Source organism: Azospirillum sp. TSO22-1 (assembly GCF_003116015.1).
GTDB lineage: Bacteria > Pseudomonadota > Alphaproteobacteria > Azospirillales > Azospirillaceae > Azospirillum.
Genome location: NZ_LGQZ01000028.1, coordinates 72596 through 94197, shown reverse-complemented (window position 1 = coordinate 94197; position 21602 = coordinate 72596). Strand labels below are relative to the sequence as shown.

26 protein-coding genes, 1 tRNA gene and 1 riboswitch are annotated in these 21602 nt (G+C 70.0%); of the genes, 6 read left to right on the top strand and 21 right to left on the bottom strand.

What is annotated here, in order from left to right; translation table 11 throughout:
- Positions 1-36 precede the first annotated feature (36 nt).
- Positions 37-639 carry a 2-hydroxychromene-2-carboxylate isomerase gene (locus TSO221_RS09005; protein ID WP_109118146.1) on the bottom strand — a complete coding sequence of 201 codons (603 nt, stop codon included), beginning with the start codon at positions 637-639 and terminating at the stop codon, positions 37-39.
- Positions 640-713: 74 nt separating this feature from the next.
- Positions 714-1427: a response regulator transcription factor gene (locus TSO221_RS09000; protein WP_109118145.1), complete on the bottom strand. Its 714-nt coding sequence runs from the start codon at positions 1425-1427 to the stop codon at positions 714-716.
- 232 nt (positions 1428-1659) lie between these two features.
- Here TSO221_RS09000 and TSO221_RS08995 point away from each other — a divergent pair, with 232 nt between their 5' ends.
- Positions 1660-1845, top strand: coding sequence for a hypothetical protein (locus tag TSO221_RS08995; RefSeq protein ID WP_109118144.1), 186 nt, complete (start codon positions 1660-1662; stop codon positions 1843-1845).
- A gap of 255 nt (positions 1846-2100) precedes the next feature.
- On the opposite strand, the gene TSO221_RS08990 is transcribed toward TSO221_RS08995, so the two are convergent.
- From TSO221_RS08990 to TSO221_RS08980, 3 genes are read right to left on the bottom strand one after another with little or no spacing between them, the layout of a single operon-like run.
- Positions 2101-3237, bottom strand: coding sequence for an acyl-CoA dehydrogenase family protein (locus TSO221_RS08990; RefSeq protein WP_109118143.1), 1137 nt, complete (start codon positions 3235-3237; stop codon positions 2101-2103).
- Between the two features lie 21 nt (positions 3238-3258).
- Complete coding sequence (locus TSO221_RS08985; RefSeq protein ID WP_109118142.1) at positions 3259-3642, bottom strand: RidA family protein; 384 nt, start codon at positions 3640-3642, stop codon at positions 3259-3261.
- A 54-nt stretch (positions 3643-3696) separates the two neighbouring features.
- Positions 3697-4884 (bottom strand): acetyl-CoA C-acetyltransferase, encoded by a 1188-nt coding sequence (locus TSO221_RS08980; RefSeq protein ID WP_109118141.1) that lies wholly within the window; start codon positions 4882-4884, stop codon positions 3697-3699.
- Between the two features lie 146 nt (positions 4885-5030).
- Here TSO221_RS08980 and TSO221_RS08975 point away from each other — a divergent pair, with 146 nt between their 5' ends.
- On the top strand, positions 5031-7031 hold the full coding sequence (locus tag TSO221_RS08975; protein WP_109118140.1) for a DUF4139 domain-containing protein: 2001 nt from the start codon (positions 5031-5033) through the stop codon (positions 7029-7031).
- A 3-nt stretch (positions 7032-7034) separates the two neighbouring features.
- Here TSO221_RS08975 and TSO221_RS35305 read toward each other — a convergent pair whose 3' ends face one another.
- The 9 genes from TSO221_RS35305 to mgtE all read right to left on the bottom strand — a co-directional run bounded on the left by TSO221_RS35305 (position 7035) and on the right by mgtE (position 14247).
- Positions 7035-7199 (bottom strand): hypothetical protein, encoded by a 165-nt coding sequence (locus TSO221_RS35305; RefSeq protein ID WP_158284031.1) that lies wholly within the window; start codon positions 7197-7199, stop codon positions 7035-7037.
- 108 nt (positions 7200-7307) lie between these two features.
- The gene (locus tag TSO221_RS08970) at positions 7308-7991 is read right to left on the bottom strand and encodes an NnrU family protein (RefSeq protein ID WP_109118139.1); all 684 of its coding nucleotides are present in this window, start codon (positions 7989-7991) and stop codon (positions 7308-7310) included.
- Between the two features lie 18 nt (positions 7992-8009).
- On the bottom strand, positions 8010-9182 hold the full coding sequence (locus tag TSO221_RS08965; RefSeq protein ID WP_109118138.1) for an isovaleryl-CoA dehydrogenase: 1173 nt from the start codon (positions 9180-9182) through the stop codon (positions 8010-8012).
- 200 nt (positions 9183-9382) lie between these two features.
- Positions 9383-9841 carry a hypothetical protein gene (locus TSO221_RS08960; RefSeq protein ID WP_109118137.1) on the bottom strand — a complete coding sequence of 153 codons (459 nt, stop codon included), beginning with the start codon at positions 9839-9841 and terminating at the stop codon, positions 9383-9385.
- A gap of 18 nt (positions 9842-9859) precedes the next feature.
- Complete coding sequence (locus TSO221_RS08955) at positions 9860-10321, bottom strand: PaaI family thioesterase (protein ID WP_109118136.1); 462 nt, start codon at positions 10319-10321, stop codon at positions 9860-9862.
- Positions 10322-10370: 49 nt separating this feature from the next.
- Positions 10371-11147 carry a thiazole synthase gene (locus tag TSO221_RS08950; RefSeq protein ID WP_109118162.1) on the bottom strand — a complete coding sequence of 259 codons (777 nt, stop codon included), beginning with the start codon at positions 11145-11147 and terminating at the stop codon, positions 10371-10373.
- A 167-nt stretch (positions 11148-11314) separates the two neighbouring features.
- Entirely contained in the window at positions 11315-11521 is a 207-nt protein-coding gene (thiS, locus tag TSO221_RS08940) for a sulfur carrier protein ThiS (protein ID WP_109118134.1), read from the bottom strand.
- A complete protein-coding gene (gene thiO / locus TSO221_RS08935; protein WP_199229416.1) occupies positions 11518-12681 on the bottom strand; it encodes a glycine oxidase ThiO in 1164 nt (387 codons plus the stop codon). Before thiO ends, thiS begins: the two co-directional genes overlap by 4 nt.
- Positions 12673-12769, bottom strand: a riboswitch (TPP riboswitch). (Overlaps the previous gene by 9 nt.)
- A 38-nt stretch (positions 12770-12807) precedes the next feature.
- On the bottom strand, positions 12808-14247 hold the full coding sequence (mgtE, locus tag TSO221_RS08930) for a magnesium transporter (protein WP_247877967.1): 1440 nt from the start codon (positions 14245-14247) through the stop codon (positions 12808-12810).
- Positions 14248-14463: 216 nt separating this feature from the next.
- Here mgtE and TSO221_RS08925 point away from each other — a divergent pair, with 216 nt between their 5' ends.
- The gene (locus TSO221_RS08925) at positions 14464-14766 is read left to right on the top strand and encodes an STAS domain-containing protein (RefSeq protein ID WP_109118133.1); all 303 of its coding nucleotides are present in this window, start codon (positions 14464-14466) and stop codon (positions 14764-14766) included.
- A gap of 80 nt (positions 14767-14846) precedes the next feature.
- On the opposite strand, the gene TSO221_RS08920 is transcribed toward TSO221_RS08925, so the two are convergent.
- Positions 14847-14933, bottom strand: a tRNA-Leu gene (locus TSO221_RS08920).
- Between the two features lie 113 nt (positions 14934-15046).
- Between TSO221_RS08920 and lipB the strand changes: the two genes are divergently transcribed.
- Complete coding sequence (lipB, locus tag TSO221_RS08915) at positions 15047-15715, top strand: lipoyl(octanoyl) transferase LipB (RefSeq protein ID WP_109118132.1); 669 nt, start codon at positions 15047-15049, stop codon at positions 15713-15715.
- Between the two features lie 132 nt (positions 15716-15847).
- Here lipB and TSO221_RS08910 read toward each other — a convergent pair whose 3' ends face one another.
- The 4 genes from TSO221_RS08910 to TSO221_RS08895 all read right to left on the bottom strand — a co-directional run bounded on the left by TSO221_RS08910 (position 15848) and on the right by TSO221_RS08895 (position 18632).
- Positions 15848-16315 carry a hypothetical protein gene (locus tag TSO221_RS08910; protein WP_247877966.1) on the bottom strand — a complete coding sequence of 156 codons (468 nt, stop codon included), beginning with the start codon at positions 16313-16315 and terminating at the stop codon, positions 15848-15850.
- A gap of 76 nt (positions 16316-16391) precedes the next feature.
- Positions 16392-16676: an acylphosphatase gene (locus TSO221_RS08905; protein WP_109118131.1), complete on the bottom strand. Its 285-nt coding sequence runs from the start codon at positions 16674-16676 to the stop codon at positions 16392-16394.
- On the bottom strand, positions 16673-16921 hold the full coding sequence (locus TSO221_RS08900) for a 2TM domain-containing protein (RefSeq protein WP_109118130.1): 249 nt from the start codon (positions 16919-16921) through the stop codon (positions 16673-16675). Before TSO221_RS08900 ends, TSO221_RS08905 begins: the two co-directional genes overlap by 4 nt.
- Entirely contained in the window at positions 16914-18632 is a 1719-nt protein-coding gene (locus TSO221_RS08895) for a long-chain fatty acid--CoA ligase (protein WP_109118129.1), read from the bottom strand. Before TSO221_RS08895 ends, TSO221_RS08900 begins: the two co-directional genes overlap by 8 nt.
- Before the next feature lie 190 nt (positions 18633-18822).
- Here TSO221_RS08895 and TSO221_RS36810 point away from each other — a divergent pair, with 190 nt between their 5' ends.
- Positions 18823-19287 carry a cold shock domain-containing protein gene (locus TSO221_RS36810; RefSeq protein ID WP_109118128.1) on the top strand — a complete coding sequence of 155 codons (465 nt, stop codon included), beginning with the start codon at positions 18823-18825 and terminating at the stop codon, positions 19285-19287.
- 6 nt (positions 19288-19293) lie between these two features.
- Here TSO221_RS36810 and TSO221_RS08885 read toward each other — a convergent pair whose 3' ends face one another.
- Positions 19294-20358, bottom strand: a complete 1065-nt coding sequence (locus tag TSO221_RS08885; RefSeq protein ID WP_109118127.1) for a PLP-dependent cysteine synthase family protein — start codon at positions 20356-20358, stop codon at positions 19294-19296.
- Between the two features lie 113 nt (positions 20359-20471).
- On the opposite strand from TSO221_RS08885, the gene TSO221_RS08880 reads away from it, so the two are divergent.
- Positions 20472-21113, top strand: a complete 642-nt coding sequence (locus TSO221_RS08880) for a chemotaxis protein (RefSeq protein WP_109118126.1) — start codon at positions 20472-20474, stop codon at positions 21111-21113.
- 4 nt (positions 21114-21117) lie between these two features.
- Here TSO221_RS08880 and TSO221_RS08875 read toward each other — a convergent pair whose 3' ends face one another.
- Positions 21118-21546: a bacteriohemerythrin gene (locus tag TSO221_RS08875; protein WP_109118125.1), complete on the bottom strand. Its 429-nt coding sequence runs from the start codon at positions 21544-21546 to the stop codon at positions 21118-21120.
- Positions 21547-21602 lie beyond the last annotated feature (56 nt).

Genomic DNA, 21602 nt, shown 5'->3' with positions numbered 1-21602 from the left:
GTCGGGTGGCCCGGGGCCACCCTCCAGCGGTTCTCCTCACCACCCTCCAGTCGCCAGCCAGCGGTCCACCATGTCCAGGCGATCCCAGCCCCAGAAGGGCTCGTCGCCGACCAGCACGAAGGGCGAGCCAAAGACGCCGCGGCCGATGGCGCCGTCGGTCTCCGCGCGCAGGCGGTCCTTCACCGTCTGGTCCTGCATGCCGGCCGACACCGCGGCGGGATCGAGGCCGGTGGTGCCGGCGACCCCGGCCGCCGTGTCGGCGTCGCCGATGTCGCGGCCCTCGCCCCAGTGGGCGTGGTAGAGCGCGCGGGCAATCGCTTTGGCCGCCTCCGGATCCTCGGCGAAGCGCCACCAGTAGGCGCGGGACGCGGCCACCGGGTTCACCGGGGTCGACGCCGGGAAGGTGAAGGGGCAGCGCAGCAGGCGGGCGATGCGCGTGGCGTCGCGCTGCAGGTATTCGCCGCGCAGCGGCTGCTGCAGGTTGGGCTTCATGCCCGTGACCTTGAAGATCGCGCCCAGCAGCACCGGGCGCCACGTCACCGAGCGGCCGTGCTTCGCCGCGAGGTCGTCGATCTGCAGGCTGGCGAAATAGCCGTAGGGCGACGCGAAGTCGAAATAGAAGTCGATGGGCGCGGCCATCCTGGGTCTCCTCCCGGAATTGCTTTTCCGGAAAGGCTAAACCCGGCGCGACGGCCGCGGCAACGCCCGAATGCTCAAACCGCCCGCACCTTGGCGTCGAAGACGTAACCGGCGCCGCGCTCGGTCTTGATGATGCGCGGCTCCTTGGGATTCGCCTCGATCTTGCGGCGCAGGCGCAGGATCAGCACGTCGATGGAGCGGTCGAACACCTCCGCCCCGTCGGCGCGCGTCAGGTCGAGCAGCTGGTCGCGGCTCAGCACTCGCTGTGGGCGCTTGACGAAGGCGGCGAGCAGGCCGAACTCCGCCTTGGTCAGCTCGACCTCGCGGCCCTCCTGGTTGCGCAGACGCTGCGCGGTGAGGTCCAGCTCCCAGTTGGCGAACTGCACCACGGCGCGCAACTCGTCCGCGCCGCGCGCCGGGCGCGCCTCGGCCGAGACACGGCGCAGCACCGCCTTGATGCGGGCCAGCAGTTCGCGCGGGTTGAACGGCTTGGTCAGGTAGTCATCGGCACCGAGCTCCAGCCCGACGATGCGGTCGACGTCCTGGTCCTTGGAGGACAGGATGATGACGGGGATCTGCGACTCGGTGCGGATCTGCCGCACCAGCCCCAGGCCGTCGCCGTCCGGCAGGCGCAGGTCGCACACCACGAGGTCGATCGGGTCGCCCTCCAGCACCTGCTTGGCGCTCGCCGTGTCGGGTGCCGTGGAGACGCGATAGCCCTCGGCCGTCAGGTAGGACGCCAGCAGCTCGCGAATCGGCTCGTCGTCATCGACCGCAAGAATGTGCATCGCGCTTTCCCCCATCGCCCCGTTTTCGGACGCCACCGGGCGCCACGGGCTTCCCGGTTACAAGCTTGTAACACATTACCCCCCTACCGCAAAAGGGTGTGTGGGGTGAAACAGCACCGAGCTCCTACGAAACAAAAAACGCAGAAACCTGAAATCGGCAAGACATATCGAAGCGCTTTAATCCCAAACGTCGGGGAAAGGGATAGACCCGACTGGACGAACGAGGGAAGAGATGAACGGCTTCGAAGAATCCCTGCACCGGATGGCCCTGTTGGACCGTGCCGACCGCATCCTCAACGAAGTGCGCGTCTACAGCCACCAGGTCCCGGTGCGCGAGGCGATCGCCCAGCACCGCGCCATGCTCAGCGAGGCGCGCCGCCACATCGAATCGGCGCAGGCGCGCTGCCGCGCCGCCTGAAGCGACAGGAACTCGATACATGGTGCTGACCCTGCGAACCCTGGACCAGACGGAGCGCCGGTTCGAGCGCGCGCACCGCACGTCCGTGGGCGTGCGCCGGCCGGCCCATGCACGGAACGGCTCCTGCGCCGACGCGCGGATCCGTTGTGCGAAGCGGCCGGAGGGTGACCGGGCGCTTCCCCTTGCCTCCCCTCCCCTGTCGTGGGGGAGGGGGACTTTTCCCGAACCGGCACCCGAGTCGCGGACCCCGCCGGCTCACTCCGCCGCGATCTGGCGCGAGATGATGAGCCGCTGGATGTCCGACGTGCCCTCGTAGATCGCGCACACCCGCACGTCGCGGTAGATCCGCTCCACCGGGAAATCGTTGAGATAGCCGTAGCCGCCGTGCACCTGGATGGCGTCGGCGCACACCCGCTCGGCCGCCTCCGAGGCGAACAGCTTCGCCATCGCCGCCTCCTTCAGACAGGGCACCCCGGCGTCGCGCAGGCTGGCCGCGTGCAGAACCATCTGCCGCGCCGCCTCGACCCTTGTGGCCATGTCGGCCAACCGGAAGGCGACCGCCTGGTGGTTGATGATGGCGGTGCCGAAGCTCTCGCGCTCCTTGGCGTAGTGCAGGGCGGCCTCATAGGCGGCACGCGCCATGCCGACCGCCTGGGCGCCGATGCCGATTCGCCCACCCTCCAGGTTGGCGAGCGCCACCTTGTAGCCCTCGCCCTCGCGGCCCAGCATCAGCGAGGCCGGAACGCGGCAGTCCTCGAACACGATCTGCGCCGTGTCCGAGCTGTGCTGGCCCATCTTCTCCTCGACCCGCGCAACCGTATAGCCCGGCGTGTCGGTCGGGACGATGAAGGCCGACAGGCCCTTCTTGCCGGCGCCCGGGTCGGTGACGGTGAAGACGATGGCGACCTGGGCGTTCCTGCCGGACGTGATGAACTGCTTGGAGCCGTTGAGCACGTACGAATCGCCGTCGCGCACCGCGCGGGTTTTGATGGCGGCGGCGTCGGAGCCGGCCTGCGGCTCGGTCAGGCAGAAGCAGCCCAGCATCCCGCCTTGCGCCATCGGGCGCAGGAAGCGGTCCTTCTGCTCCGGCGTGCCGTACTTCAGGATCGGCACGCAGCCGACCGAGTTGTGCACGGCCATGATGGTGGAGATGGCGCCGTCGCCCGCCGCGATCTCCTCGATGGCGAGCGCGTAGGCGACGAAGTCGGTGCCGGCGCCGCCGTACTCCTCCGGCACCACCATGCCCATCAGGCCGAGCGCGCCCATCTCCGCCAGCTCCGCGGCGGGGAAGGCGTGGGTGCGGTCGCGCTCCGCGGCGGCAGGCTTCAGGCGGTCTTGCGCGAATCGGCGCGCCGTGTCGCGCACCATCTCCTGCTCTTCGGTCAGGCGCATGGTCGGTTTCCTCCAATGTCCTCAGGCGTCACGCTTGGCGGTGACTTCGATCTCGATCTTCATGCGGGGGTCGATCAGCTGGCAGACCACCGTGGTGTTGGCCGGCCGCGCATCGCCCAGATACTCGCCCAGCACCGGCGCCACGCGGGGGAAGTCCTTGGCGTCGCACAGGTAGACGCGGATGCGCACGACGTTGGCGAAGCCGGCCCCGGCGCTCTCCAGCGCCGCCTTGATGTTGCGGAAGGTCTGGTGCGTCTGCTCCACGACGTCGTCGGAAATGGTGCCGGCGGCGTAGTCGAACCCGGTGGTGCCGGAGACGAACACCCACTTGCCGTCCACCACGGCGCGGGAATAGCCGGCGACCTTCTCGAACTCCGAGCCGGAGGAGATCAGCGTGCGGGGCATGGATCCTCCCATTGTTTCTTTTAGTCCCTCCCCCGCCGGGGGCGAGGGGAGGCTTTACACCCGCTCCACCGCCATCGCGGTGGCCTCGCCGCCGCCGATGCACAGCGAGGCGACGCCGCGCTTCAGGCCGTACTTCTCCAGCGCCGCCAGCAGCGTCACCAGGATGCGCGCACCCGACGCGCCGATCGGATGGCCCAGCGCGGTGGCGCCGCCGTGCACGTTCACCTTGTCGTGCGGCAGGTCGAGGTCGCGCATCGCCGCCATGGCGACCACCGCGAACGCCTCGTTGACCTCGAACAGGTCGACGTCCTTGGCCGCCCAGCCGGTCTTCTCCAGCACCTTCTGCATCGCGTAGACCGGCGCCGTGGTGAACCACGCCGGCGCCTGGGCGTGCGTGGCGTGGCCCTTGATCTCGGCGAGGATCGGCAGGCCGCGCCGCTCGGCCTCGGACCGCCTCAGCAGCACCAGCGCCGCGCCACCGTCGGAGATCGACGAGGCGTTGGCCGCCGTCACCGTGCCGTCCGGGCGGAAGGCGGGCTTGAGGGTCGGGATCTTGTCCGGTGCGCCCTTCAGCGGCTGCTCGTCCTTGCCGATCACCGTGTCGCCCTTGCGGCCCTTCACCGTCACCGGGACGATTTCGGCCGCGAAGCTGCCGTCCTCGGTGGCGCGGCGGGCGCGGGCGAGGGATTCGATGGCGTAGGCGTCCTGCGCCTCGCGGGTGAATTGATAATGCTGCGCGCAGTCCTCGGCGAAGGTGCCCATCAGGCGCCCCTTGTCGTAGGCGTCCTCCAGCCCGTCGAGGAACATGTGGTCAAGGATCCGGCCGTGCCCCATGCGGTAGCCGCCGCGCGCGCGGTCCAGGAGGTAGGGGGCGTTCGACATGCTCTCCATGCCGCCGGCGACGATGATGTCGGCGGTGCCGGCCTTGATGAGGTCGTGCGCCAGCATCGCCGCCTTCATGCCCGAGCCGCACATCTTGTTGACGGTGGTGCAGCCGATGGCCTCCGGGATGCCGGCGCCGAGCGACGCCTGACGGGCGGGCGCCTGGCCCTGGCCGGCCGGCAGCACGCAGCCCATGATCACCTCGCCGACCTCCTCCGGTCGGACGCGGGCGCGCTCCACCGCGGCCCTGATCGCCGCGGCGCCCAGCTGCGGCGCGGTCAGGCCCAGCAGGTCGCCCTGGAAACCGCCCATCGGCGTGCGCGCCGCACCGGCGATGACGACGGGATCTTCGGTGGCCATGGTGTCTTCCTCCTGGTATCTGATTGTTGGCCCGCTCCATCTAAGCGCAGGGCGGCGCACATTCCAACATACGCCACCGCATGGCCGCAATGTTTCCCGATTTGCCGGTATCATGGGGTACCCCGCGACCGATGAAAGGCGCCCGCATGCTCCGCCCGACGCTCCTGGTTCTGACCGCCGCCCTTGTCTCCGGCCCGGCCTGGGCCGAGGGACTGGCGCTGAAGCGCGTTCTGCTGTCCACCGGCGGCGTCGGCTATTTCGAGCACGAGGCGGCGGTGACCGGCGACGCCGAGCTGACGCTGGAGGTGCGGCGCGACCAGGTGGACGACGTGCTGAAGAGCATCGTCGTCTACGACGACAAGGGCGGCGTCGGCACCATCGGCCTGCCCGGCGAGGAGCCGCTGCGCGAGCTGTTCCGCGAGTTGCCCTTCGGCCCCGAGGCGCTGGAGTCGCCGACGGCCCTGCTCACCGCGCTCAAGGGCGCCGAGGTGCGCACCGCCGGATCGCGCGAGATCGCCGGCCGCCTGCTATCGGTCACCGAGGAAGCGGCGGCGCTGCCCAACGGCGGCGGCACCACGGTGCGACACCGGGTCACGCTGATGACCGCGGACGGGCTGCAGCAGGTGCTGCTGGAGGACGCCGAGGCGCTGCGCCTCGCCGATCCGGCCCTGCAGGCGCAGGTCGACTCGGCGCTGGCGGCGACGGCGAAGCACACCGCCCGCGACCGCCGCAGCCTGACCATCCGCAGCACTGGCGAGGGACCGCGCACCGTTCGCGTCGGCTACGTGGTGGCGGCGCCGCTGTGGAAGGCGACCTACCGCCTGACCCTGCCGGCTGGAGAAGCCAAATCGGGCGACCTGCAGGGCTGGGCGGTGCTGGAGAACATGAGCGGCACCGACTGGACGGGCGTCGACCTGACCGTGGTGTCCGGCAACCCGGTGACCTTCCGGCAGGCGCTCTACACCGCCTACTACGTCAACCGGCCCGAGGTGCCGGTCGAGGTGCTGGGCCGCGTGCTGCCCCGCCCGGACGAGGGCGCGGTGGCCATGCCGATGACGGTCCGCAGCGCCGAGATGGCGCCGCCACCGCCGGCGCCCGGGGCCGCGCCGATGGCCAAGGCGGCTTCGGCTCCGGCGCCCACGCCGCGCTCCGCCCAGCCGGCGGCGGCCGAAGGAACGGAAGCCACGACGCAGGTCCTGTTCCGCTACCCGCAGCCGGTGTCGGCGCCGAACGGCAGTTCGCTGCTGCTGCCCATCGTCGCCCGCGCGGTGCCGGCGGCGCGGCTCGACCTCTATCAGCCGATGACGCAGCCGCGCCACCCGCTGGCCGCCGTGCGGCTGGACAACGATTCCGGCACCGGCCTGCCGCCCGGCGTGCTGACCCTGTACGAGCGCGACGGCGGCACGGTGTCCTACGTCGGCGACGCCCAGCTCGCCGCTCTGCCGGCCGGCGAGCAGCGGCTGCTGAGCGTCGCGGTGGACCAGAAGGTCCGGATCGACCGCGCCGAGCAACCCAGCCAGACGCTGTCGCGCGCCTCCATCGTCGATGGCGTGCTGCACCTGACGGTCACCGAGCGGCAGACCACCACCTACACCGTGGCCGGCGCCGCCCGCGAGCCGCGCACGGTGATCGTCGAGCACCCGCGCCGCGCCGGCTGGACGCTGGTCGAGCCGGCGGGGGGGCGCGAGGCGACGCCCACCGCGCACCGCCTGCCGGTCGAGGTGCCGGCCGGCGCCACCGTCACGCTCACCGTGATCGCCGAGCAGCCGCGGCAGGAGAAGGTCGCGCTGACCGGCCTGTCGTCCGACCGCATCCTCGCCTACGCCGCCTCGTCCGAACTGCCGGCCGCCCTGCGTGAGGCGCTGAGCCGCGTGGCCGCCCTGCACATGGCGGTGGCCGAGCGCGAACGCCGCATCGGCGCGGTGGAACGCGAACGCGACGAGGTGATCAAGGATCAGGCGCGCCTGCGCGAGAACCTCGGCGCGCTGCCGCCGAACGGCGACCTCACCCGCCGCACCGCCGCCAAGATGGGCGACGCGGAGACGCAGTTGGAACGCCTCGCCAAGGATCTCGCCGCCGCCCGCAAGGACGTGGACGAGGCGCGGCGGACGTTGGCCGACGCGGTGCGGGGAATGAGGGTCCAGTAGGCGCTACAGCAGGAAGTCCAGGATGGACAGCGTGAAGAAGAACGACACGAAGAAGATCGCCAGCGCGATCACCAGGTTGCTGACGATCTTCTCCAGCAGCTCCTGACGGTGCTCCGCCTCCCGCGACGAAGAAAAGTCGGCGTCTCCGCGAACCAGCTTGAGAAACATGGATGGCCGCCCTTGTTGGTGGTGTCGAACGCCATCCATGCTTAGCCGCCCACTGTAACGGCACCATGTCTGCCGGCCCGGTGTTGCGTAACAGAGTGTAACCGGGGATCACGCCGGCAACGGCGACACGCCGAACACCCATTTGTGGGCGTGCAGGAAGGCGGCGTACAGCACCAGCGCCGCCGCCAGCCGCACCCAGCCGATCTCCGACCAGACGAAACGCTGGCGGCCGGCCAAAATGGCGGCGAAGGGAACGTTGGAGGTCCCGGCGGCGTAGCGATCCCACGCCGGCCCCAGCCGCCGGGCCAGCTTCACGTCGATCAGAACGGATCCGGCCAGCGCCAGCGCGGCCAGCGTGCCGAACAGCACCAGCGCCGCGCTGTCGCCGTTCGGCACCATGTGCGCCAGCGCCCACAGGCCGACGCCCCACAGGAACGGGTTGCGGGTGACGCGCAGGATGCCGCGCACGGCGTCCGGCCGCTCCAATCCGGCGGTCTGTCCGACCGCGGTCGGGTTCGGCGTCGAGAAGCCGGCGACCAGCAGCAGCAGCGACACCGGCACCACCAGCAGCGGCACCCAGGCCTGCCAGGAGGAGGTCGGCCACAGCGGCGCGGTGGAGGCGCCGGCGTAGGCCGAGCCCAGCCACCAGAACGCCGCGGCGGAGACGAGGGAGTAGAGGCCGAGGTACGGCCGCTCGCCGATCCGCCCGACCAGCACGGCCCGCAGCGGCGTCGAGGAGATGCCGAAATGCGTGACCAGCAGGAAAACAGCGGCGGCGATCAGCGAGCCCATGCCCTACCCCCTCCCGTGTTACGCCGTCTCCTTGAACAGCTCGCGGCCGATCAGCATCCGGCGGATCTCGCTGGTGCCGGCGCCGATCTCGTAGAGCTTGGCGTCGCGCAGCAGGCGGCCCGTCGGATATTCGTTGATGTAGCCGTTGCCGCCAAGCACCTGGATCGCCTCCAGCGCCATCCACGTCGCCTTCTCGGCGGAATAGAGGATGGCGGCGGCGGCGTCCTTGCGGGTGGTCTCGCCGCGGTCGCAGGCCTTGGCCACCGCGTACACGTACGCCTTGGCGGCGTTCATGATGGTGTACATGTCGGCAATCTTGCCCTGCATCAACTGGAACTCGCCGATCGGCTGGCCGAACTGCTTGCGGTCGTGGATGTAGGGAATCACGATGTCCATACAGGCCTGCATGATGCCGAGCGGGCCGCCCGACAGCACCGCGCGCTCGTAGTCCAGGCCGGACATCAGCACGTTGACGCCGCGCCCGATGCCGCCCAGCACGTTCTCCTCCGGCACCTCGCAGTCCTCGAACACCAGTTCGCCGGTGTTGGAGCCGCGCATGCCCAGCTTGTCGAGCTTCTGCGCCACCGAGAAGCCCTTGAAGCCCTTCTCCACCAGGAAGGCGGTGATGCCGCGCGGGCCGGCGTTCAGGTCGGTCTTGGCGTAGATCACCAGGGTGTCGGCGTCCGGGCCGTTGGTGATCCACATCTTGGTGCCGTTGAGGACGTACCGGTCGCCCTTCTTGTCGGCGCGCAGGCGCATGGACACCACATCGGAGCCGGCGCCCGGCTCGGACATGGCGAGCGCGCCGACGTGCTCGCCGGAGACCAGCTTGGGCAGGTACTTGCGCTTCTGCTCCTCGGTGCCGTTCTTGCGGATCTGGTTGACGCAGAGGTTGGAGTGCGCGCCGTAGCTGAGACCCACCGAGGCCGAGGCGCGGGAGATCTCCTCCATCGCCACCACGTGCTCCAGATAGCCCATGCCGGCGCCGCCGTACTCCTCCTCGACGGTGACGCCGAGGATGCCGAGGTCGCCCATCTTGCGCCAGAGGTCGGCCGGGAAGTCGTTCTCGCGGTCGATGTCCGCCGCGCGCGGCGCGATCTCGTCCGCCGCGAAGCCGCGCACCGAATGGCGCAGCATGTCCGCCGTCTCGCCAAGGTCGAAGTTCAGCGACGGCAGCTGGTTGGACAGCATGGTTTCCTCCCGGGGAATGTCGTTCGTTGCCCTAACATAGCGGGTGGAACGGCGCTTGGGAAGATACGGTGGCGTATGGAAGTGTGGAAATGGCTGTGACACTTGCCCCCACCCCTGACCCCTCCCCCGCTGCGCAGGGGAGGGGAAAAGAGGCACCCTCCCCTGCGCAGCGGGGGAGGGCTGGGGTAGGGGCAAGTGAGCTACATCGTCGCGCTGGAGCAGTGCTCCCAGGCGCTGCCGTGCAGGCCGAAGAACTGGGCGACCTTCTTGGCGCCCTGCGTCTCGATGACGACGCGGAAGCGCTCGCCGGTGCAGGCGCCGGCCGGCTGCGTCTTGTAGGGCAGCGCCACGTGCTTGGACTTCAGGCAGCCGTCGGAGACCTTCGGGCCCTTGTCGGTGCCGTCGATCTTGTTGCCCTTGATCGCCATGAAGTAGTTCTTGGCCGCCCCGCCCTGCACCTCGGCCTTGATCTCGATCTTGCCGGACTTGGTGGGCTTCAGGCCGGCATCCTGCACGCCGTCGGGCGAACCCGCCGCGATCGGACGGAAGGAGATCGCCTGGCAGGCCGCCGGCTCCTTGGCCTGCGCGGGCCCGGCCATCAGCGCCACCCCGGCCATCAGGGCCACCGCACACACACCCGCAACGCTCGAACGCTTCATGGTCCCCTCTCGCTGTGTTTACTGGTTGGAGTCGACGATGGCGATGCAGGTCTGCTGCATCAGCGCCACGTCCACCTCGCGCCCGCCGTCGAGCATCAAGACCTCGATGGAGGTGATGGTCAGCGTGCGGCCGGACTTCACGACGCGCGCCCGCGCGATCATCTCTTCGCCCTTGGCCGGCGACATCAGGTTGATCTTGAACTCGACCGCCAGCACTTCCGACTTCGGCGGCATCAGCGTGTAGGCCGCCCAGCCGCCGGCGTTGTCGGCCAGCATCGCCACGATGCCCGCCTGGAAGAAGCCGTGCTGCTGCGTCAGCTCCTCGCGGAACGGCAGGCGCATCTCGCAGAAGCCGGGCTCCAGCGCGGCGATCGAGATGCCCACCGTCTTGGCGATGGGCTGCTTCTCGAACGCCGCCAGGCAGCGGGCCTTCCAGTCGGGATCGCGGGGCTTGAAGGTGTTTTCCTTGGGCTGGGCCACGGTCGGGTATCTCGCGGTTGCGGAAAGACCCGCCTAAACTGGCGCGAACTTACGAACCGATCAAGCCGAGTTGCGGGCTGGACGCCTCCGCGCCGAATCGCCGCGGGATCCGGCCGGCCTGACGGGCGTTCCAGCCGGCCGCCACCGCGTCGCGCATGGCCGCCGCCATGCGCACCGGATCGCGTGCCTTCGACACCGCGGTGTTGAGCAGAACCGCCGCACAGCCCAGCTCCATCGCCAGCGCCGCGTCCGACGCCGTGCCGATGCCGGCGTCGAGGATCACCGGCACCGGGCTGCGGGCGCAGATCACCTCGATGGCGTGCGGGTTGCGGATGCCAAGGCCCGAGCCGATGGGCGCGCCCAGCGGCATCACCGCCGCCGCACCGGCGTCGGCCAGCTTGCGGCAGGTCACCAAGTCATCGGTGCAGTAGGGCAGCACGGTGAAGCCGTCGGCCACCAGTTCGGCCGTGGCCTTCAGCAATTCCTCGGAGTCGGGGTAGAGCAACTCGCGGTCGCCGATGACCTCCAGCTTGACCCAGTCCAGGCCCAGCGCCTCACGGGCGAGTTGGGCGGTCAGCACCGCTTCCTTCGCGGTGAGGCAGCCGGCGGTGTTGGGCAGCAGCGTCACCCGGCCGCCCAGCACGTCGATCAGGCTCTCGCCGTAGCCGTCCAGGCTGATGCGGCGGATGGCGGCGGTCGCCACCTCGGTGCCGGAGGCGGCCAGCGAATCCAGCATGGCCTTCTGGTTGGGGTAGCCGCCGGTGCCGAGGAACAGGCGGGAGCGGAAGCGGCGTGCACCGATGGTCAGAACGTCGTCGGTGGTCATGGGAATCTCCATGCATGCCCTCCCCCTGCCCCGCAGGGGGAGGGAGGGACCAGCGCGCAGCGTGGGAGGGTGGGGGCAGCGGCCCATCCCGAGAAGCCGTAGCCCCCACCCTCCCGCTTCGCGGGCCCCTCCCTCCCCCGCCGGAGGCGGGGGAGGGTGTGATTGGGTCAGCCGCCCTGGAAGGGGCGGACGATGTCCAGGTCATCGCCGGGGTTCAGCGGCGTCTCCGCCCACTGCGCCCGGCGCACCACGGCGCCGTTGAGGGCCACGGCGACGGCCGGGGTGTCCGGCCCGATGCCGCGCGCGGCCAGAAGGTCGGCGACGGAGGCCGCCTCCAGCGGCTCCGCCGTGCCGTTCACGCGGATCGTCGTCATGCGGCCTCCGCGAAGCGGCCGATGCCGTAGCCGGCGATCACCGGATCGGTCTCGCCGGTGAGGATCAGGCGGGCGATGGCGTCGGCGGTGACCGGCGCCAGCAGGATGCCGTTGCGGTGGTGGCCGGTGGCGTAGACCAGCCCCTCCACCTCGCCGGTTCCCAGGATCGGCGCGTCGTCGCGGCTGCCGGGGCGGAAGCCGGTCCACATCTCGTCGATGGGCAGCTCGGCGACGCCGGGCACCGCCCGCCACACGCCCTCCAGCAGCGAGAAGATCCCGCCGGCCGTCAGGTCCCCGTTGAAGCCGCGCTCCTCGCTGGTGGCGCCGATCACCAGACGGCCGTCCAGGCGCGGGATCAGGTAAGTGGTGGGGGTCCACACCACGTGGCGCAGCAGCGGCGCCGCCGGGTCCATGCGCAGCGCCAGCATCTGCCCCTTGATCGGCCGCACCGGCGGACGGCCCGCGGCGGGCAGCCCCTCGATGCCGCGCGACCACGCCCCGGCGGCCAACACCACCACGTCGGCCGGATGGAGCGCATCGCCCACCCACACGCCGGCCGCCCGGCCGCCGCGCAGCTCGACACGGCTCACCGCCGCGCGCTCGTGCACCCGCCCGCCGGCCTTCAGCACAGCGGCGTGCAGGGCGCGGGCGAGCTGGCGGTTCTCGACCTGATGATCCTCAGGGCTGAACAGCGCTCCGGCCACGCCCGGCTGCAGGTAGGGCTCGCGTCGGCGGGCCTCGGCGCCGCCCAGCAGCTCGACCGGCAGCCCCAGGCCGCGCTGGAACTCGTGCAGGAAGCGCAGCCGCGCCATGTCGTCGGCGGTGTGGCCGATGTACAGCGTGCCCTCGGTGCGCAGCTCGACCGACAGGCCGGTGGCGGCCTCCAGCTCGGCCGCGAAGGCGGGCCAGCGCCGCTGGCTCTCGCGGTTGAGGGGGAACATCCATTCCTCCCCCGGCTCGGTCTCGATGCAGGCGGCGAGCATGCCGCCGGAAGCGTACGTGGCGCCGTGGCCGGCCTCGCCCTGGTCGAAGACGTCGACACGCACACCGGCCGACGCCAGCCTCCAGGCGATGCCCAGGCCGATGACGCCGGCGCCGATCACGGCGACGGACAGGGATTCGGATGACGATGGATGGATTGCGGGCGCAGATTCGCTCATGCGCGGCTCCCTTCGCTGGCATTACCCAGACAGGTTCGATGGGTTTGATCTCAGCCGCGCACCACGCGCAGCACCCCATGCCGAGCCCGCATGCTGACGGGCCGCCGCGGCCGACGCAAGCAATTTTTACAACAAAAAGACGGTCGCCAGCGCCAGAAAGGCGAAGAAACCCACCACGTCGGTGACGGTGGTGAGGAACACCGTGCTCGCCACCGCCGGATCGACACCCAGCTTCTCCAGGCCCAGCGGGATCATCACGCCGAACAGGCCGGCGACGAACAGGTTGATGATCATGGCGCAGGCGATGACGACGCCGATGGTCGGCTCGAACCACACCCAGGCGATGATGCCGACCAGCATGGCGAAGACCACGCCGTTGATCAGCGCCACCGCCAGCTCCTTGCCGAAGACGCGCCAGACGTTGGACGGCGACAGCTCGCGCGTCGCCAGCGCGCGCACCACCACGGTCAGCGTCTGGGTGCCGGCGTTGCCGCCCATGGAGGCGACGATGGGCATCAGCACGGCGAGCGCCACGATCTTCTCGATGGTCGCTTCGAACAGCGAGATGACGCCGGCCGCGGCGAACGCCGTGCCCAGGTTGACCAGCAGCCACCACAGCCGCGACCTGGAGATCTCGCGCACCGGGCTGTAGACGCCGGTGTCGCCGGCGCCGCCGAGCTTGAGCAGGTCGTCCTCCGCCTCCTCGTCGATGATGTGCACCACGTCGTCCACGGTGATGACGCCGCGCAACCGCCCGGCCTGATCGACGACCGGGGCGGAGACCAGGGCGTACTGGCGGAAGAGGTTCGCCACCTCTTCCTGCTCCATGGTGACGGGAATGACGTGAAGGTCCTCGGTGGCGATGTCGGCGATGCGCACCGAGCGCTTCTGCCGCATCACCCGCGACAGCGGCACCGCGCCCACCACCCGGTGCAGCGGGTCCACCACGAAGAGGTCGTAGAAGTCCTCCGGCAGGTCGTCGCCCGAGGCGCGCAGGAAGTCCAGCGTCTTGCCCACCGTCCAGAACTGCGGCACCGCCACGAGGTCGCGCTGCATCAGGCGGCCGGCGGTGTATTCCTCGTAGGTCAGATTCTCCTGGACGAGGGCACGGTCCTCGGCGGGCAGGTTGTCGAGGATCTCCTTGCGGGTCTCCTCGTCCATGTCCTCGATGAGGTCGACGGCGTCGTCGGTGTCCAGCTCGGCGACGGCGGCGGCGAGTTCCTTCGGCTCGAAGAGGTCGATGACCTCGTCGCGCAGGTCCTCGTTGAGGTGCGACAGCACCTCGCCGTCGAAGTCCGGACGCAGGATGTCGATGAGGGCTTCGCGCTCGTCCGGGCCGATCTGCTCGATCAGGTCGGCGACGTCGGCGGCGTGCAGGTCCTCGACCTCGGCACGCACCTCGGCGGTGCGGCCGTCGCGCAGCAGGTCGCCGATCTCCTGCACGAAGTCGGGATCGACGCCGTAGGCGGGCTCCTCGTCCTCCTCGCGGAAGGCATGGCGCGGCTCCTCGGGCAGGGGCTGCTGAGGCGGCGGCTGGTGCGGGTCACGGTTTTCGGCCATGTCCATCGTCCGCTCCCGTTTCGGCAGCACCGGGGTGCGCGCTTGATGTCTTGTCGAGGAGCCCCGGCGGCACGGCTTGGCGCGACCGACGGGGCCCGCACGGAATATAGGCGGGGGGCGCCTTTGTCCAGCGTGTCGGGCGGGCCGGCGCGTGAACTTTGTTTAATCCGCCGCATACCTGCGTAATATGGGCGCAGCAACGGCGGGTCGGGGTTTTGCGCGATGGAGTACGCCTTCACCGAAGTGGACGGGCAGGACGGCATCCTGCTGTCGGGACGCTTCACCTACGACGACAGCCGCAAGTTCCACGAGATGCTGGCGCACTGGGATTTCACGGCGAAGCCGGAGGTGCCGCTCGACCTGCGCTACCTGACCTTCCTGGATTCGACGGCGATCGGCATGCTGTTCGTGCTGGCCAACCGCTGCCGCGAACGGCAGGGCAGCGTCACCGTGGTGAACGCCCAGCCCTACATCGTGCAGACCATGCGCCGGGTGTCGCTGGACCAGTACGTGTTCATCCGCTGATCCTCCAGGCTCCGGATACGAAAAAGCCCGCTCGGCCATCGGCCTGCGGGCTTTTCGTTTATCCCCGGAAAATCCGGAGATGGTGCGGTCGAGAAGACTCGAACTTCCACGGCATTTCTGCCACAGCGACCTCAACGCTGCGCGTCTACCAATTCCGCCACGACCGCATCCCTGGTAGGCATCCGATGCTTGCACCGGAGTGGGCGGGGGAATACCAGATCCCGATGGCGGGATCAAGCCGCGCATTTCACCAATCGCAAAGAAAGTGGTCAGTCCATCCATGAACCCCATCGAATGGCGCATCAGCGACGAGCCCGTGCCCTACGAGGAGGCCATCGCCGAGATGGAGGCGCGCGTCGAGGCGATCCGCGCCGGCACGGCGCCGGAGCTGGTCTGGCTGCTGGAGCACCCGCCGCTCTACACCGCCGGCACCAGCGCCCGCGACGAGGACCTGCTGGATCCCGACCGCTTCCCGGTCCACCGCACCGGCCGCGGCGGGCAGTTCACCTACCACGGGCCGGGGCAGCGGGTGGCCTACGTGATGCTGGACCTGAAGGCGCGCGGGGCGGACGTGCGGGCCTACGTCCATAATCTGGAGGACTGGCTGATCCGCACGCTCGCCTCCTTCAACATCAAGGGCGAGCGGCGCGAGGGCCGGGTTGGCATCTGGGTCGACAAGGGGCCGTACGGCGGCCTGAAGGGCCAGGAGGACAAGATCGCCGCCATCGGCGTACGGGTGCGCCGCTGGGTGACCTTCCACGGCGTGGCGCTGAACGTCGAGCCGGACCTGTCGCACTTCGCCGGCATCGTGCCGTGCGGCATCAGCCAGTACGGAGTGACCTCCATGGTGGCGCTCGGCCACCTGCTGACCATGGACGACGTCGATTCGGCGCTGATGGCGAGTTGGGAGGAGGTGTTCGGGGAGGCGGCGCAGGAACAGCCGGCGTAACCCCCGACCGTCATCCCCGCGAAGGCGGGGATCCAGCGTGAGCCGCGATAGCGGCGACATGAGTCATGTGGCTCGCGGACGCGAGCACTGGATCCCCGCCTTCGCGGGGATGACGATGAAGGCAGCATCAGTCTACGGCTGCCGCGTCGCCTCGGGCTTGCTGGAGATCCGCGGGTCGTCGTTCGGCATCTTCAGCACGCCGCACTGGGTGCTGTCGCCGTTGCGGAACAGGTAGATCATCTTGGGGTCGGCCAGCTTGCCGGGGTCGTTCAGGTTCAGCCCGTGCCCGAACGCCACCCCCAGGATCTCCCCCTTGTAGGCGGCGCGGAAGCGCATCGGCAGCTTCTCGGTGAAGTTCCGCGTGGCGCAGGCGTCGCTGAGCTTCTTGTCGAAGACCCCGGCCTTGCGCCAGTCCACGTCGCCCTTGATGGTCAGCCACTGCGACGGCAGCGGGAACCTCACCACCGGCGGCGACAGCGGCAGGTCGTAGCCGCCGGGCGGCGGCGGCGTGAGGTGCTGCGGGTCGGTGCGGTCCACGGACGCGGCACCCGCGGGCGCGGCGGCCAGCATCAGAACGGCAAGCGGAACCAGGATCCTCATGCGGCGCACCTTAGCCCAGCATGGCTAACGAGTCGCTAACCAAGCGCGCGTCCCAGGTGTGCGCCCCAGGTGTGCGTCATTGCGTCGCCCGCTGCTCGAAGGGGCCGCCGCCGGGGTCCGGCGCCGGCTCGACCGCCACGTCACGGACCACAGCGGCCGGCGGGCCTTCGCGGCAGGCGGCCAGCATGGCGTCCACCCGGTCGGCCGGGCCGGCGAACAGCGCCTCCACCGTACCGTCGGCGCGGTTGCGCACCCAGCCGTTGAGGCCCAGCGCGCTCGCCCGCTCCACCGTCCAGCCGCGGTACCACACGCCCTGGACGCGGCCGGAGATGCGCACCAGAACCGCCTTGCGCCCGCTCATGCGCCCGCTCCCGGCTTCTTGCCGACCAGGCCCATGGCGTAGGCCGCGTGCAGCGCCAGCGGCGCGCCCCAGCCGACCAGCGGCAGCACGAACCACGCGCGGGTCGGGTCGAGCACCGCATTGACCGGCACCAGCACCACCATCACCGCGAAATAGGCGATGAGGTGGTTCAGGAAGCCGCGCAACCGCCGGCGCTTCTCAACCTCGACCGGATCCGGCGCCGATTCGGGCGGCGTCTCAGCCATTGTCGACACGGTCTCCTTCGGCACGCTTCGCCTTCTCCTCCTCCAGCAGCGCCTTGCGGTTCAGCTTGCCGATCATCGTCTTCGGCAGCTCGCCGCGGAACTCGACGATCTTCGGCATCTCGATGGGCGACAGCTTGTCCTTCAGGAAGGCGCACAGTTCCTCCCTGGTCAAGTCCTCGCCGTCGAGCAGGCGGACGTACGCCTTCACCGTCTGGCCGCGGTACTCGTCCGGCACGCCGGCCACCACGCACTCGGCCACCGCCGGGTGCAGGTAGATCGCCTCCTCGACGTTGCGCGGGTAGACGTTGAAGCCGCTGCACAGGATCATGTCCTTGATGCGGTCGACGATGAAGACGTAGCCGTCCTCGTCCATGGTGCCGACGTCGCCGGTGTGCAGGCGGCCGTCCCGCAGCGTCTCGGCGGTCTCGGCCGGCTTGTTCCAGTAGCCCTTCATCACCTGCGGGCCGCGGATGCACACCTCGCCCTTCTCGCCGGGCGGAAGGACGCGGCGCGGTTCTTCCAGGCTGACGATCTCGATCACCGTGCCGGGGATCGGCAGGCCGATGGAGCCCGGCTTGTTGACGCCGCGCAGCGGGTTGCCGGTGGCCACCGGCGAGGATTCGGACAGGCCGTAGCCCTCCACCAGGATGCAGCCGGTGTTGCGCTCGAACGCCTCCTTGACCTCGACCGGCAGCGGCGCGCCGCCGGAGAAGCAGAAGCGGATCGAGGAGACGTCGAACTTGCCCAGGTCCTTGTGGTGGTTGATCGCCGTGTAGATGGTCGGCACCGCGGGGAACAGCGTCGGCTTCTTGTCGTGGATGGTCTGCATGACCTGGTCGAGGTCGAAGCGCGGCAGCAGGATGATCTCGGCGCCGAAGCGGATGCTCAGGTTCATCACCACGGTCATGGCGAAGACGTGGAAGAACGGCAGCACGCCCAGCATGCGCTCCTGCCCCGGCTCGGCCCCGACGAACCACAGCGAGCACTGCTCGGCGTTGGCGGTGAGGTTGGCGTGCGTCAGCATGGCGCCCTTCGGCACGCCGGTGGTGCCGCCGGTGTACTGCAGCACCGCCACGTCCTCGGCCGGGTCGATGGACACCGGCGCCGGACGGCCGTCGTTGGCCGTCAGCCGGCGGAACGGCACGGTGGAAGCGTCGGCGCGGAGCGTCGCCAGCTCCTTGCGCCTGGCGATGGGGAACAGCCAGTTCTTGGGGAACGGCAGAATCTCCGCCATCGGGCAGACGACGACACGCTTCAGCCCGGTCTCGTCCAGCATCCGCGCCATCTTGTCGTAGAGCACCGCGAGGTCGAGCGTCACCATGGTCTCGACGCCGCTGTCGTCGATCTGGTGCTTCAGCTCGCGCTCGGCGTAGAGCGGGTTGAAGTTCACCACCGTGCCACCGGCCTTCAGGACGCCGTAGTAGCAGATGACGTAATAGGGCGTGTTGGGCAGGAACAGGCCGACGCGCACCCCCTTGCGCACGCCCATCTCCTGGAAGCCCTTGGCGGCGCGATCGACCAGCGCGCCGATCTCGCGGTAGGTGCTGCGCTTGCCCAGGAAATCCAGGCAGGGGCGGTCGGCGAAGCGGCGCGCCGCCTCGTCCATCAGGTCGTACAGCGGACGGCGGGGCAGCGCCGCGTGGTAGTCCACGTCCGCCGGATAGGCGCGCTCCCAAGGATTGCCGGACAGAGCCTCGGCGGCTTCACCCATGACTGACCTCCCCTGTTTCCTGTCGCCCGTTCTGCGCCGGGCTTGCCACTCCCGCAGATGGGCCGCGGCCGGCGGGAAAGCAACCCGGCGGGCGCGCGCCCCTCGCACACCCCAGGATAGCCGAGGAAAGGCACTGGCGGGACGAATTCGAGTGTGGCTAAATCCCTTCTTCGGGTAGGGGGATGGAACCTTGCACGAGGGCATCCAGGTCAACGCCGTGGTCAAGTGGTTCGACCCGGCCAAGGGCTTCGGCTTCGTGGCGCCGCTGGACGGCTCGCCGGCCGCGTTCCTGCACGTCTCGGTGCTGACCCGCGCCGGCCTCTACGACATCCCCGAAGGGACGGAGATCGTCTGCCGCGTCGTCCCCGGCGGCAAAGGGCCGCAGGTCAGCGACCTGATCGAGGTGCGCGGCCCGGCGCCGCAGCCCGGCGCCCCCACCGGCGACGAGGCGGAGGTCGCCGGCACGGTGAAGTGGTTCAAGCCGGACAAGGGCTTCGGCTTCGTCGTCGCCGACGACGGCGGCAAGGACGTGTTCGTCCACAAGAGCCTGCTGCGCCGCTGCAGCGTCGGCCTGCTGCCGCCCGGCCAGCGCGTGCTGCTGCACGTGCGCGAGGGCATGAAGGGACGCGAGGCGACGTGGATCATCCTGCTGTGAACCGCCTCACCACTCCCCGGCGCTGAAGAACCGCTCCAGCCGCGCCGTCCATGGCGCCAGGTCGTGGCCCTGCGCCGCCAGCCACGCGTCGTCGTGGTAGGTGTTGCGGTAGCGCTCGCCGGAATCGCACAGCAGCGTCACCACCGAGCCGCCGCGCCCGGCCCGCCGCATCCCGGCCATCAGCTCGGCGCAGCCCCACAGGTTGGTGCCGGTGGAGCCGCCGACCGCGCGGCCGATCATCCGCGACAGCACGCGCATGGCGGCGAAGCTGGCGGCGTCCGGCACGTCGATCACGTGGTCGATCACCTCCGGCACGAAGGACGGCTCGACGCGCGGCCGGCCGATGCCCTCGATGGCGGAGCCGCGGCTGCGGGTGACGGTGCGGTCGCGGGTGCGCCAGGACTCGGCGAACACCGAGTTCTCGGTATCGACGACGCACAGCCGGGTGGCGTGCCGGCGGTAGCGCAGGTAGCGCCCGATGGTCGCCGAGGTGCCGCCGGTGCCGGCACCGCAGACGATCCACTCCGGCACCGGATGCTCCTCCTGCGCCAGCTGCTGGAAGACCGATTCGGCGATGTTGTTGTTGCCGCGCCAGTCGGTGGCGCGCTCGGCGTAGGTGAACTGGTCCATGAAGTGGCCGCCGACCTCGGCCGCCAGCCGCCGGCTCTCGGCCACCACCGTGGTCGGGTCGTCCACGAAGTGGCAGTGGCCGCCGTAGAACTCGATCTGCGCCACCTTCTCGCACGAGGTGCCGCGCGGCATCACGGCGATGAAGCGCAGGCCGAGCAGGCGCGCGAAATACGCCTCCGACACCGCGGTGGAGCCGGAGGACGCCTCGATCACCGTCGTCCCCTCCCCCACCCAGCCGTTGCACAGCGCGTAGAGGAACAGCGAGCGGGCCAGTCGGTGCTTCAGGCTGCCGGTGGCGTGCGTCGACTCGTCCTTGAGGTACAGCGTGATGCCCGGCAGGACCGGCACCTCCAGGCGGATCAGGTGGGTGTCGGCCGAGCGGTTGAAGTCCGCCTCGATCTTCCGGATCGCCTCGTACGTCCAGTCGCGGCCGTCGCTCATGTGCCCTGCTGCCCTTTCATGTTCGTGGACATAACATTTAGCCGCTGGCTGCGGACAGCGTTAGCACTTTCCTAAGCGATCCTGTCTAGCGTCGGACCGGCAGGAGGACCGTGATGGCAGGGTACGCGGGCAGCGTGGCGCACGACCGGCGGAGCGCCGGGGCCGAGGGCGTGCGCTCCGACGGCTCCTATTACGATCCCGAGTTCAAGGCCTACGTCGTGCCGGTGGTGCTGGGCCACCATCGGATCTCGTCACGCGCCGACGACATGCTGGTGACGACGCTGGGCTCCTGCATCGCCGCCTGCCTGCACGACCCAGTGGCGCGCGTCGGCGGCATGAACCACTTCCTGCTGCCCGGCGCCCCGGCCGAGGGCGGCATCGGCATCGCCACCCGCTACGGCAGCGTCGCCATGGAGCGGCTGATCAACGACCTGCTGGCACGCGGCGCGCAGAAGGAACGGTTGGAGGTCAAGCTGTTCGGCGGCGCCCGGGTGATCGAGAGCAGCATGGACGTCGGCGTCGCCAACGCCGCCTTCGCCCTGGATTTCGTCGAACGCGAGGGGCTGACGCTCGCCGGCCGCGACCTGGGCGGCGCCACCGGCCGGCGCGTCCACTTCTTCCCCACCACCGGCAAGGCGATGCGCCGCCTGCTGCGCCCGGAGACCGAGCGCGAGACCGTGTCGCAGGAGCTGGACTACCTGCGCACCCTCAAGCAGCTGCCGCTGGACGGCGCAATGGAGCTGTGGCGGCGGTAGCCGCCTACGACGCCTTGCGCTGCGGGAAGAGGTCGCGCAGGTAGACGCCGAAGCGCATGTCGTCCTCCTGGATGTGGTCGAGCAGCCAGCGGCCGAGAAAGTCCAGGATGCTCGGGCCGGCGCCCTCCTCCGGCTGGGCGTTCAGCAGCGCCTCGAAATGGGTGAGCTGCTTGAGCAGCAGCGCGTGCACCTCGGCGTGCCGGCGGAACTCCGGATACGCGTACTCGCGCATCAGGTGCTCCTCGTGGTCGAAGTGACGGCAGACGTGCTCGATCAGCGCGTCCAGCGCGGCGCGCTGGAAGGCGTGGTCGCCGCGACGCGCCGGGTCGATCAGGCGCGCGAAGTCCTGCACCAGCGCCGCGTGCTCGCAGTCGATCTCCGGCACGCCGATGGACCACGCGTCCTTCCAGGCAAGCATCGTCGCGTCCGGCATTCCGGCTCCAATCCCATCGTTAGCGATGGAACCATCGTACCAGCACCGCCTCCATG